This window comes from Cronbergia sp. UHCC 0137 (assembly GCF_034932285.1).
Classification (GTDB): Bacteria; Cyanobacteriota; Cyanobacteriia; order Cyanobacteriales; family Nostocaceae; genus Cronbergia.
The window spans coordinates 1-12,190 of sequence record NZ_JAYGHC010000088.1; the positions used below are offsets into that span (position 1 = coordinate 1).

The window sequence follows — 12,190 nt, forward strand, 5'->3', positions numbered from 1 at the left end:
CCCTATCTAGAAATTCGTGGGGACGTTCCCAGTCAATTAATGCGGCTGTTCGTGGGAAGAAAAATTGCATTGCTTGGGGAAAGTATGCTTCTAATATTTCTTTCCATGGGCTGTCTTGGTCGGCTCTTTCGCGTTTTTTGGTCATTTGTTATTTGGTAGATGGTACGGTTATTTTATATTGTTAGTGATGGTTAATAAGGTCTGTTTACAGAAATTTTTAGATAAATTAATTACATCTTTTTTATCTCACGCAGAGACGCAGAGGCGCAGAAGAAGAGAGAAACAAGAGTATAATTTAGATCCCACTATTAAAACTGCAAATTTAATTTTTGGTAAATGATTTTTGGTTCTATGACTATTTGATAATGACCAAAAATGTCTTATTTTTCTGACTATTACCAATTCATAGGTTTATTAATAAAATCAGGCAGGATAGTATATTCATCGCCATTTGCCAATATAATCTGCTGGTTCTGTATGTTTTTGGATCTTTCGAGGTTGGCACCTTTTAAGTTTGCTTGATTAAAGTTTGCTTCTTGCAGATTAGCTTCCCCAAGGAATGCATCTTGTAGATTGGCTTTATTGAGGTTTGCTCCTTGTAGATTAGCTCTATAAAGAACTACATCTTGCAAATTGGCTTTATTGAGGTCTGCTCCTTGTAGATTAGCATTTGAGAGGTCTGCTTCTTGTAAGTTGGCTTTAGCAATATCTACATCTTGGAAATTAGCATTATTGAGATATGCATTTTGCAGTTTAATTCCAAAAAGTAATGCCTTTTGCAAATCAGCTTCAAATAAGCTCACTCCTTGCAAATTAGATAAAGTGAAGTTTGCTCCTTCTAGGTTAGCTTTATAAAGATTTGCTCCCCTGATATCAATCTTGCTTAAATCAAGCCTTTGATTTTCCTGCTCATTTTCACAATTACGTCGTCCTATAACGGTAAGGGCTGCTTGAATATCTATCCGAAGTTTTGGTATTTCCTCTTTCTCTGCTTCCTCTTCTTTCTTTAAAGGTGCATTTTCTCGCACAAAAGCTGTGAGGACTTCCATAATTGTCCAATGGTATTTTTCCGGCGAATCTTTAGCAATTTGTTCTAGGGCATAAATTCCACCTAATTTTACTTCAATCTGTTGATTACCAAGCAATTCAATTGCTTTAGAAAAGCGTTCTGTAATTTGTTTATCTTCTGCTGCTTGTGCATTTTTATTTGCAGCTTTAGCATTTTCATTAGCAGCATTCGCGCTTCTTGACGCTTGGTAAGCATTAAAAAAAACTGCTATTCCAGCAAAAATTGTTCCTGTAGTTGTTACGGCTGGAATACCATACTGTAATCTCTGCTCTATTTTTAAACCTTTAGGATATAAAAACGCAAAATCCGAAAAAGAAAATATCAAGACAATAGCAATCAAGATGATAAAAAAAATAATCCCCAGAATTATTAACAAATTCTTGAAACTTTCTGTATTATTATCAGACATAAATAAATTGTTCTCCTCAAATTTCAACAACAAGCATAAGTGTACAAAACTTTAGAAAAATCCAACTGTTTAAGTGCAGAAGGTTGAATAAAAAAGTTACCAATTCCTGCATCTCCCCACATAATCGAGTAATTATCATCTGAGTCCATTTGCAATAACAGAAAATCGTAACCTTCCTCTTCTTGCAAATCTGCACGATCATCATTTTGGACAAATGCGGGATATCCTCCTAAACGATGTCCTGCTAGTAATTCTTCATATTTTTCTTCATACTCATTTACAAAATCATCTACAAGTTCTTCTAAAGAATTTTCCTTTGCTTTAGTTAGATCACTTTGTTGAAAGATGGGAAAATGGCTTTTAACCAAGGTTCTAAACCGATAATCTGATGCACTCATCGGAGTTGATTTAATAGCGAAATTCAAGGCTAAACAGTCTACTAATGGCAAACCTATTCCTGGAGGCAAAAAATCAAAATTATCTAGGAGATTATCAATATTCAAATCTGGTTCAGGAAAGTAAACAACTCGAAAAGTAGTTTGTTTTAATTGGGGATATTCTTCAATTCCAAAGGCTGTTTGACCTGTGGCTTCAATATAAAACTGAAGAATACCTTTTTCTGGCAAATCTTCTAAATTAGGAGTTTCTGAAAAGTTGATTTGTGCTAAAAGATGAAGGGGAGTACCGTCTGGGGCTTCAGGATAGGTCGTATTTTTGGGAAGGTAAGGGAAACCACCAAATTTACTTTGCCATAAAGTCGTTTCTGTTGTTGAATAGGGAGTAATTTCTATAGAAGGTTTGATAATTGTATTTGCAAATTCATCTACTTGATTTTTTAATTCTAAGAACATCCCATACAATTCATCTGGAGTAAAATCTTTGTTATTTTCTTCTACTGGAATAGATTCGATATCATACCAACCATGTGTGAGTAATTCTTGAATACTTTGATTAAAAAAAGCTTCTGCTTCTACCTCAGAAGAAAATTCATGAAGTTCTTGATAATGTGTAACATTGCAACCGTCTAAATGAATAGAAGTTCTGAGTGAACTTAATCTAAATATTTTATTGCATTTCATGATAGTTAACCTTAGATATGATAATGAATGATATTGGTAATCTTTGAAAATTCTTTCTTTTATTTGTAGTAAGTATTATTCCAGGAACTTTACAAAATGCAGATGATATGTATAAACGAAATAGCCTAGTTTCAGGCTTTTGGAATCTTATATTAGTGCGGTGCGTCAGATAGAGAAAGTCTGTTAGATGCTCAATTATCGGCTCTGACGCACCCTACAAGAGATAAAATTCATAATAGATTCTGTCAATGGGTAACTCCTAATTTCTTGCAAATTGATATGTTTAAATTTATCAAGATAAAAAATTCGTAATTGATAATCCTAAAATTACGAATTACGAATTATTATCAATTATGCTGTAAGTTTAGCTAATGCCTTTTCTACAGCTTGCAATGCTTGATTAATTTCTGCTTGTGTGACAATCAAAGGCGGTACAAAACGGACGACTTTGGGTCCTGCGGGAACAAGTAATAAACCTTCTTCCATAGCAGCTTTAACAACTTCAGCCGCAGTTAAGGGAATATCGGCTTTGAGTTCCAATCCATTGATTAAACCCCAACCGCGCACTTCTGAGATATGCTGAGGATATTTTAGCGCGATCGCTCTCAATCCCTCTCGTAAATGCGCGCCCTGTTCAACTACATTCTCTAAAATATTCTCTTTTTCTAAGGTTTGACACACACTCAACGCCACACCGCAGACAAAGGGATTTCCCCCAAAGGTACTGGCGTGTTCTCCTGGTTGGAAAATATCGCAGAATTTCTTACTCATCATTGCACCAATGGGGATACCGCCACCGAGTCCTTTGGCACTGGTGAAGATATCCGGTTCTACACCAAGATGTTCATATCCCCATAATTTACCACTGCGTCCCATGCCAACCTGCACTTCATCGAAAATCAATAAAATGCCGGTTTCGTTGCAAATCTCCCGTAATCGCTGGAAATAGGCAATATCCCCAGGACGAACTCCACCTTCCCCTTGCAATGGTTCAATTAAAATTGCCCCTACACGATAATTACCTTCATCTAACTCAGTAACCGCCGCTTCCACTGCCCTAATATCGTTGTAATTTACATAGTGGAAACCAGGAACTAATGGATCAAAGTGCTTTTGATACTTTGGTTGTCCAGTTGCGGTAACGGTAGCTAAAGTCCGACCGTGAAAACTAGCATGGGCAGTTAAAATGATCGGGTGGGCAATTTCCAGGACAGTGTGGGCATATTTCCGCGCCAGCTTAATTGCTGCTTCGTTAGCCTCCGCGCCTGAGTTGCAGAAAAATACTCGATCTGCACAGGAATGATCCACAATCCATTGGGCTAATTCTCCCTGTTCAGGAATGTAGTACAAATTAGAAACATGATGCAGCTTTTGGATTTGGCGTGTTACCGCTTCTACCATCGCTGGGTGGGCGTGTCCTAACGTACAAGTAGCAATTCCTGCCACAAAGTCTAAATATTCCCGTCCCTGGGTATCCCAAACCCTGCATCCAGCCCCCCTTTCTAAGGCCAGGGGAAATCGACTATAGGTAGACATGACCGCTTCATTAAAGCGATCGCTATTATATGGCGTAGATGACACAGAATTTGATTCTGGGGGGTTTGTGGCTTGTTCAAAGAGAGTTTGGACGCTCACTACCGCTCCTCCTGAAAATCTTTTATCATACTGGTTTAGCTACAATTTCACAACCGAACGCAGCAACATCACTTTTCTACCATCTGCTAAAAGGGCAAAAAAACCACCCTCATTCAGTTTTTTTAATGTGTTGTAGGCTTCTCTTTGGTTGGTAGTATAAACGGCTAATAAGTAAGGGCGTTGTCCATAAGAAACAAAACCCACATTACCTCCCACGGCTTTCTGTACATTATTCACCAATTCTGGACGGTTGAAATAATCTACCAGCACTGCATAACCATCTCCTAAAATTTTCGGGTTATAGGTGATGGCTTGGGGTGTTGTAGCTGCTACGGGTGTTTTGGGTGTTGCTGGTTTTTTGGGTGTTGTAGCTGCTACGGGTGTTTTAGGTGTTGTTGTCGGTTTTTTGGGTGTTGTAGCTGCCGTGGGTGTTTTGGGTCGTGTGGTAATGATAGTAGGCAATCCAACAATATTATTAAGATATCTTGCCCAGCGATTAGCATCATCAATAGTTTTAAATCCGCCAATCCGCATTACTGTTTTGTCCTTGAGATATTTACAGGAAACTGTCTTAATCTCTGGTGGTAATGCTTTACGCAACTGTTGTTGATTATTCACCGTAGGACTGACTACCAATAAAAGATACTCCCCAGGACTCGGAGGTTGACAAGGGGGAATACCTGATTGACCAAAAGCAGGAATGCTGCTACTAATTAACGGAGCGATCGCTAATAATAAAATACTTGGTAAAGTCTGAAATCTTTGGCTTAACATCTGATACCTAATATTTTCTAGTATCTAAGAAGTATAAAAATATTTTTTGTTCCACTATGTTTTTGTTGAAGGATAATTAAATTTTAATTATTCCCCACTTGATAATATACCACTATCAGCAGCAATTTATTTATAGCAATTCCCAAGCTCATCAAACACACCTCACCCGCGCTGTCGCGCACCCTCCCCTTACCAAGGGGATGGTTGGGTTGGGGATCTGAGAGGTGTAGGTTTTTACAATCAAGAAGAGTTGGCAAAAAGAAGTGAAAAAATCAAGGAAGAGATAGGGTGTCTTTTTATCCTCAACTTATCCCCTTGCTGAGTATATGTTTACCCTGTGGAATCGGTTTTTGAATAATTTTTCCGTTGATATATTTGCTTATCGGGTTAGTTTCTCGTAATTGCAAAAATCCTTCTAATGTTAGATGACGAACTGGTGTTGTTACCATGAATTTTTATTCCTTTAGATATTAAGAATAACTGTAGCTTGCTTCCAGAAGGGTACGCAGGTAAACACAGATAGTTCAATTGATTCATTTTGGGCAGTCTCGCATAAACTTGGTATCGAATCTTCCTAAAACTGCTAAATCTTCTGCATCTAATTCTACAGGAATACCACTGCGAATTAATTCTGAAAAATCTTCATTGGGAACCATGATTGTCAGAGTGTAAAGACGAGTAGAACCTGTGTTTTTAATTAAATGTGTGCCTGTAGGCGGTACTAATAGGCTATCTCCAGGTTTAATCGACACACTTTTACCGTCACATATTGCAATTCCTTCTCCTTTGAGAACGAAAAACATTTCTAATGCCCATTGATGACGATTTGGGGGAGTTTGTCCACCTACGTCAAAGATTTCTACACAAGAAGTTAATGAAGCATTGGCACTATTTGAATCAAAAATAATTGCCAAGCGATTAGAACTTAAAGGACTAATGCGATATGCTTGGTAATCTTGGGGAGATTTAACTACGGGAATTACACAACGAGTAGCTTGCATATTTTTAATTGGTGATTGGTAATTGGTAATTGGTGATTGGTGATTGGTGATTGGTAATTGGTAATTGGTGATTGGTGATTGGTGATTGGTGATTGGTGATTGGTGATTGGTGATTGGTAATTGGTGATAAATTATTCCTCTCTTTTCCCCCTGCCCCCTGCCTCCTTAGTTCTCGTTTAATGCTGTAAAAATTGCTGTTGAATCTGTGACGAAACCGAAACACTGATTGATGTTATATAATGTTGCCAGCCAACAATATTCGGGTGAAGTTGTGGCGGTGCAATCTTTGACTAAAATGCAGTCATATCCTAAAAAGTTGGCATCACATAGGGTTGTTAAAACACATTGGTCAGCGTTAACGCCTGTAAAAAATAATGTAGTCTTTCCGAGATTCCGTAAAATACTATCTAAAGGGGTATCCCAAAACCCACTCATACGATATTTATTGATGCAAATATCATCGGGTAGTTGTTGTAGTTCGTCTACTACAGCCGCCGCCCAACTTCCTGCCATGAGTACCTTTGCACCATTACTCGGTAAGCGATCGCCCAAACCCACTCCTTCCCCTGTTGGATTATAAACGTGTAACAAAGCGGCACTAATATTCAGTAAGTCGGGACGATTTCCCCAATTTAGCCAAATTACAGGTACATCAGCAGTCCGCAATTCTGGTAATAATTTTTGCAAAGGTGCAATGGGTTGACGGGCTGGGGTGACATCTACACCAATATGCGCTAACCAACCGTCAGGGTGACAGAAATCGTTTTGCATATCAATGACGATTATCGCAGCTTTGGCTAAATCTAAATGCAGAATTTTCGTTTCTGTTGATAAGATAGCGGGTTGTGGGGTCTTTTGAGGACGGGAAATATCAGCGATCGCTTGATTTACTTTCCACGCATTTGGTTGTACTCCTAATGTCCGCACAGGCAAATTCATAATTTCGATCACCCAAGGTTATTGTTTACTTTGTAGCGCGAAATTCCCCTAAACGTTCGTTTGCTTAATCAAGGTTAAAATCATGAACTTTACTATTCAAAAAGCTTTAATTGCTGTTGCAGATCGTTACATAACTACAGATGTGCAGGTTATAAACGGTAAAATCGCCGCTATTTCCCCGAATTTAGATGTAATTGGTATGGTAGTTGATGGACAAAATAAACTGCTGTTACCGGGATTTGTCAACGCCCACACCCACTCCTCAGAAATGTGGCAACGGGGGATTATGTCAATGTTACCTTTAGAATTATGGTTGGCGGAATTGTATGATTTCGCGCCTTTAGATACCGAGAAAGTTTATTTGAGTGCTTTGGGAACAGCCGTAGAAACTTTACTTTCTGGGGGAACAAGTGTAGTAGATCATTTAGTTTTGATTCCTGGGCAAGAATTAGAAACCATTGCTACAGCCGTTCGCGCTTATCGGGAAGTGGGGATTCGGGCTTTTATCGCGCCTTTAATTCAAGATCAATCTTTGACTGCGGGGATACCGTCGGGGGAATCAAAAATAAATCATGAACCTTATTTTCGTTCAACTTTACAAACATTAGAAATTATTGAAGCAGCAGTTCAAGAGTTTCATCGACCAGAGGAAGGTGTAAATATTTTAGTTGCACCAACGGGGATTCAATTATGTTCTGATGCTTTATTTACTGGCTGTATTGAGTTGAGCGATCGCTATCATCTTTGTCGTCATTCCCATTTATTAGAAACTAAAGCCCAGAAAAAACTTGCTCAAGAAAAGTATGGTTGTACGGCTGTTGAACATTTGCATAGACTTGGTTATTTAAGTCATCTGACCAGTTTAGCCCATTGTGTTTGGTTAACTGATGCTGATATTGCTATTTTAGCAGAAACTCAATCTACAGTAGTTCACAATCCTTTAAGTAATTTACGTTTAGGTAGTGGTATTGCCCCGATTTTAAAATATCGTCAAGCGGGGGTTAATGTTAGTTTTGGTTGTGATGGTGCATCAAGTAATGATTCCCAAGATTTATTAGAAGCCATCAAAATTGGTTCTATTTTACATAATATCACAGATACCGATTATCAACATTGGATTACACCCCAAGAATCTGTAATTATGGCATCTTTAGGAGGTGCGAAAGGATTAAATATAGGGGATCAATTGGGTTCTTTAACGATGGGGAAACAAGCTGATTTAGTGCTTTACGACTTAAATAATTTATCGTTACTTCCCCGGACTGATCCCATTGGTTTATTAGTTTTAGGTCGTCCTAGCAATGTTGTAGATAGTGCTTGGGTGAATGGTAAACAAGTTATTGCTAATGGGAACTTTACAACGATCAATCTTGATCAATTGCGACAAGAATTATTTGACCGCAGTGAATGGGAAACCTCCCGTAAATCTCCAACTGTAGCTCAAATTGAATCCTCTTATCGGACAGTGATGGGTTTATGAGTTGAGTAAATTAGTTCCTAGTATAGGATTTTATTTAGGTGCGGCTCTTTTTTCCAGTGCGTTATCATCAGAATCAAGATTAAAGGTTGAATCCTATAATCGAGGTTAAGACTCTAGGAGTTACGCATTGACAGAATCTATTAATCTCTTGTAGGGTTCATCAGACCCGATAATTGAGCATCTAACAGATTTTCTCTATCTGACGCACCGCACTAATATACGATTCCCAAAGCCTGAAACTAGGCAATTTCGTTCATACCTATCATCTGCATTTTGTATAATGCCTAAGTCCCATACTCTATTTTTTCCAAAATGAGAATTGTTGGGAGGAAGGAGATACAATCCCTCTTTTAAACTGGGCTTTAGACCCAGAACTGAAGTTTTAATTGATACTTCTTCCCTCCTACCTTCTTTGTCAACTTACTCGCGCTTGTTCACTTGCATCCACAGCTAAAACTAAACAAAGTGCGCTAACAGCCTTTTGCCATTCTTGTCGGACTTTGCTATCTTCAACACCATCAAATAGTCCAACTAAGCGGGGAATTGCAGCCTCTAAAGCTGGACGGGGAACTGGACGATGTAGCTCCACTAAATGATTTAAACTTTCTTGATTATGTAGAAAATCAACTACCCATTTTGTTGTATGATCTGGACTGTCAGGAACGCGCTTAACGCCTAATTCGTTTTTTAGCCAATCATAAAAAGGCGGTAAATGTTCCGCTAATACTGCACCTGCGGTTGGTAAAGTTTCTCTCAGCAGCTTAATATCTAAACTTCCTAATTCTTGTTTTAATTCAGGTGAATTAAGCACTGCATCAAGGGGTTGTTGCAACAAAGATTCTATCTCAGTCTGAGAAAAATCTAAATGTTCTGTAAATGTTGTTAACAAAGATAACCTTCTGATTTTATATACAGATATTCTTTTACATAACACAATCTTTAAGTTATTGCCACAAATAGATTAATCTTTACATCTTGTTCCCTTGGGAGTAGCATCAGGGTAAAAAGTAACGATCGCTCTTTCTTTTCTCACAAAAACAGAGGGGATAATTTTGCCTGTTTCCTGGTCTTTTAAACTATAAATACACGCTCCCTCTTGATTTCCTTGGCGTTTAAAAGCCTTAGTTCCCGCTAATAGTATTTCCTCCGCATTACTAACATAACTATAGCCTTTAATAGGCTGTTTGATTGTCCGGTTTCCCTGCTTAATCACCACACCCATAGTATAAATAACGCCTGGAATTACTTCTTCCCTCTGTTGATTATTAGCTAATCTTCCTGCAATTCCCTGATTTTGTAACTGCAAATATCGACCGTGAAAATGTAACCCACCAATACCATTATTCCCTTTTATTTCACCACAAAAAATGTGTTCAAATCCCCGACGTTTAAACCAAATATTGCTCAAATCTTCAAGAAATTCGGTTTTGCTATTGCGTCCTGAACTTAATTCACCACCACTAGCTTTCTGAATTTTATCTAAAACATTGGGATGAGAAGATAACAACTGTTTAAATTTATTAGTAGTGACTCTTGTTCCCATAGAACCGCAGGTTTGCAGTACAGCTTGGTCAAAAGAATTTAACTGCGGTGCTGGGGGAGTTATATCCACTACCCGTCCTTTAGGAAAACGCACAGAACCAGGATTATTTAAGTTATCAAAAAAGGGTAATAGTTGATTATTTTGTTGTGCCTGTACCTGCTGAGAATATGGTAAACTGAGCAATAAAATAGCAAATATTTTTAACTTCATAAAATTGGTTTGCATATAGATGATTTTTTCTGATTTTCAAATCTAAAAATCTGATGTAGGGTGCGTCAGACTGTATAAATCCTGCAAATAAACAGATTGTTGATATCTGACGCACCATCCCAATGTGCCAGTTGTGTAAGTCCTAATCTTTCCTAGAGACGTTCCATGGAACGTCTCTAAACTTTAAGCTTTTTTCAACCAGCTAAACATAGCGCGTAAATCTTTACCAACTTCCTCAATGGGATGTTCAGCTTCTTGACGACGCATAGAAGTAAATCCGGGTTTACCAGCTTGGTTTTCCAGAACAAATTCTCGCGCAAATTGTCCAGATTGAATTTCGCTGAGAATCTTTTTCATTTCCGCTTTAGTTGCGTCCGTGACAATTCTGGGACCACGGGTATAATCACCATATTCAGCAGTATTAGAAATGCTATCACGCATTTTAGCTAAACCACCTTCAACCACCAAATCAACAATTAATTTGACTTCGTGCAGACATTCAAAATAAGCTAATTCTGGTTGATAACCTGCTTCCACTAAAGTTTCAAATCCAGCTTTAATTAAAGCACTCAAACCACCGCACAATACAGCTTGTTCACCAAACAAATCGGTTTCTGTTTCTTCACGGAAGGAAGTTTCTAGCACACCGGCACGAGTTCCACCAATACCTCTAGCATAAGCCATAGCGCGATCGCGTGCTTGTCCAGTTGCATCTTGATATACCGCAAATAAAGCAGGTACACCTTGTCCTTGTTCATAAGTCCGTCTGACTAAATGCCCAGGACCTTTGGGTGCTACCATTACCACATCCACATCTGCCGGTGGTACAACCTGTCCAAAATGAATATTGAAACCGTGAGCAAAAGCTAACACATTTCCAGCTTCTAAATTTGGTTCAATTTCGTTTTTGTAAATAGTTTTTTGGACTTCATCAGGTAACAAAATCATGATCAAGTCAGCAGCTTTAGCAGCATCAGCCACATTTTTGACAGTTAACCCAGCCCCTTCGGCCTTTGCTGTTGACTTACTACCTGGATATAGCCCTACAATTACATTCAACCCACTGTCTTTTAAATTTAGCGCATGGGCATGACCTTGAGAACCATAGCCAATAATAGCAATAGTTTTTCCCGCTAAAAGGTCTAAATTGGCATCTTCATCATAGTACATCCGCGCCATAGAAGCATCTCCTGTCCGCAAGTATAGTGAAAAAATTGGCAGACTTTCAATTTTACCGCAAATTGGTAATTCTTCCTTTTCCTTCAGGACTTACCAGTAATTCCAAATTCAAAAAGTAATAGGAGATACAGAGAAAAACGGTATTGCTCATGATATCCCAATGCAAAATCAAGAAGAATTAACTAAAGGAATAGGGACAGAATCATCGAGCATAAAGTTTAACAGATGATACCAGTTGTCAAACAACAGATACTTAGTCAGACAAATAACATCCTGAAAAAAGCCCTTACGAGTACCTCTTTGAAACCGAACGCGTTGATAGCGTTCATCAACTAGATGCAAAATAGTATGAAATAAGAAAGCTAGAACATTAAGAGTCAAAAGAAAAGAAGCCAAATGTTGGCTACCATGTCCAAAATTATGTTCTAAATGATAACCGCGAGTTTTGAGAACATTATGATTCTCATTTTCAGTTCGCCAACGGCTACGTCCAGCAGCACAGACCAAAATCACTCGTTGGGGAGCGAGGTAATGGTTAGTAATCCAGCTATTGTGATAAAGAAGTAGACTATCAGATTCACGATAAATCCTAACTTCACACCAATTGACCAGTAGGGCAGGTTGTTGGTCACGTAGAGGCACTTGATTGAGATAACGATAGTGGCGAATTTCAAAGTAGCACCCATTCCAATGTCGCTGTTGATAGGTTTTGACTTCTTCATTAGCCTCTAAAAAAGCCAACCATTCATAAAGAGTTGGATGAGATGTAGGTAAACAGACAAAGATAAAATTGAATTTGGATTCTATACTCAGCAAGGGCATAAATTGAGGACAAGAGAGAAAAATTAGTATAAAATATTAAAGAAAAAAGT

12 protein-coding genes are annotated in these 12,190 nt (G+C 38.3%); 1 reads left to right on the top strand and 11 read right to left on the bottom strand.

Annotated elements, in window-relative coordinates:
- Positions 1–395: 395 nt before the first annotated feature.
- From VB711_RS25500 to VB711_RS25530, 7 genes are all read right to left on the bottom strand, one after another.
- Positions 396–1,478, bottom strand: coding sequence for a pentapeptide repeat-containing protein (locus VB711_RS25500; protein ID WP_323289234.1), 1,083 nt, complete (start codon positions 1,476–1,478; stop codon positions 396–398).
- Positions 1,479–1,501: 23 nt separating this feature from the next.
- On the bottom strand, positions 1,502–2,557 hold the full coding sequence (locus VB711_RS25505) for a YwqG family protein (protein ID WP_323289235.1): 1,056 nt from the start codon (positions 2,555–2,557) through the stop codon (positions 1,502–1,504).
- A gap of 351 nt (positions 2,558–2,908) precedes the next feature.
- Positions 2,909–4,192, bottom strand: a complete 1,284-nt coding sequence (locus tag VB711_RS25510) for an aspartate aminotransferase family protein (RefSeq protein ID WP_323289236.1) — start codon at positions 4,190–4,192, stop codon at positions 2,909–2,911.
- 39 nt (positions 4,193–4,231) lie between these two features.
- Positions 4,232–4,966, bottom strand: coding sequence for a hypothetical protein (locus VB711_RS25515; RefSeq protein ID WP_323289237.1), 735 nt, complete (start codon positions 4,964–4,966; stop codon positions 4,232–4,234).
- Positions 4,967–5,268: 302 nt separating this feature from the next.
- On the bottom strand, positions 5,269–5,415 hold the full coding sequence (locus tag VB711_RS25520; RefSeq protein WP_416233623.1) for a hypothetical protein: 147 nt from the start codon (positions 5,413–5,415) through the stop codon (positions 5,269–5,271).
- Positions 5,416–5,499: 84 nt separating this feature from the next.
- Positions 5,500–5,967 carry a cupin domain-containing protein gene (locus VB711_RS25525; protein WP_323289238.1) on the bottom strand — a complete coding sequence of 156 codons (468 nt, stop codon included), beginning with the start codon at positions 5,965–5,967 and terminating at the stop codon, positions 5,500–5,502.
- A 165-nt stretch (positions 5,968–6,132) separates the two neighbouring features.
- A complete protein-coding gene (locus tag VB711_RS25530) occupies positions 6,133–6,906 on the bottom strand; it encodes an isochorismatase family cysteine hydrolase (protein ID WP_323289239.1) in 774 nt (257 codons plus the stop codon).
- Between the two features lie 82 nt (positions 6,907–6,988).
- On the opposite strand from VB711_RS25530, the gene VB711_RS25535 reads away from it, so the two are divergent.
- Positions 6,989–8,386: an amidohydrolase gene (locus VB711_RS25535; RefSeq protein ID WP_323289240.1), complete on the top strand. Its 1,398-nt coding sequence runs from the start codon at positions 6,989–6,991 to the stop codon at positions 8,384–8,386.
- Positions 8,387–8,801: 415 nt separating this feature from the next.
- Here the strand turns inward: VB711_RS25535 and VB711_RS25540 are convergent, their stop codons facing one another.
- The 4 genes from VB711_RS25540 to VB711_RS25555 all read right to left on the bottom strand — a co-directional run bounded on the left by VB711_RS25540 (position 8,802) and on the right by VB711_RS25555 (position 12,140).
- The gene (locus VB711_RS25540) at positions 8,802–9,275 is read right to left on the bottom strand and encodes a hypothetical protein (protein WP_323289241.1); all 474 of its coding nucleotides are present in this window, start codon (positions 9,273–9,275) and stop codon (positions 8,802–8,804) included.
- 72 nt (positions 9,276–9,347) lie between these two features.
- Positions 9,348–10,154, bottom strand: coding sequence for an EndoU domain-containing protein (locus VB711_RS25545; RefSeq protein WP_323289242.1), 807 nt, complete (start codon positions 10,152–10,154; stop codon positions 9,348–9,350).
- 168 nt (positions 10,155–10,322) lie between these two features.
- On the bottom strand, positions 10,323–11,318 hold the full coding sequence (ilvC, locus tag VB711_RS25550; protein WP_323289243.1) for a ketol-acid reductoisomerase: 996 nt from the start codon (positions 11,316–11,318) through the stop codon (positions 10,323–10,325).
- A 168-nt stretch (positions 11,319–11,486) separates the two neighbouring features.
- Entirely contained in the window at positions 11,487–12,140 is a 654-nt protein-coding gene (locus VB711_RS25555) for a hypothetical protein (RefSeq protein WP_323289244.1), read from the bottom strand.
- Positions 12,141–12,190: the final 50 nt, after the last annotated feature.